Source organism: Micromonospora thermarum (genome assembly GCF_012034245.1).
GTDB lineage: Bacteria > Actinomycetota > Actinomycetes > Mycobacteriales > Micromonosporaceae > Micromonospora > Micromonospora thermarum.
Genome location: NZ_JAATEO010000103.1, coordinates 1 through 573, shown reverse-complemented (window position 1 = coordinate 573; position 573 = coordinate 1). Strand labels below are relative to the sequence as shown.

Below are 573 nucleotides of genomic sequence, written 5' to 3'. Positions count from 1 at the left end.
CGCCGCCAGGGGGCGGCGACGATCAGGGCCAGTGCGACGGTGCCGAGGCCGAGGCCGCTCAGCAGCCACGCCGACGATGAAGACGAAGACTGCCTTTCTTCGGGTTCGACTAGGCGGCCGGCGGACGCGTCGCGAGGGAGAGCGAAGCCCCAGTCGAGCAGGGCTATCGCCTCCCCAAGGCTTCCCAGGGGCGCGTTCTCCGCGCCGAGCAGCGTCACCGCGAGCTGGCGGCCGTCGCGTTCGGCTACGCCGACGTAGGTCTGTCGGGCCAGTGAGGTGAAGCCGGTCTTCCCGCCCAGCATCCCCGGGTAGCGGTCGAGCAGGGTGTTGTCGTTGACGAGCTCCAAGGCGGGCTGTCCGGGCTGTCCCGGCACTTCCGCCACCCTCGTTCGCATGTATCGCCGGAAGTCTTCTCTTGCGAAGGTCGCCCTAGCGATCAGCGCCAGGTCGTACGCGCTGGTGTACTGACCGGGAGCGTCCAAGCCCGAGGGCGTTCCCGCGTGGGTCTGGTTCGCCCGCAGTCGGCGCGCTTCGTCGTTCATCGCATCGACGCCGCCCTGCCTGCCTCTGTCG

General features: G+C 69.6%; 1 protein-coding gene. It reads right to left on the bottom strand.

All coding sequences use genetic code 11. From position 1 onward, the window contains the following. A partial coding sequence (locus HCJ94_RS29395) for a D-alanyl-D-alanine carboxypeptidase family protein (RefSeq protein ID WP_168004250.1) occupies positions 1-573 on the bottom strand: 573 nt, incomplete at both ends.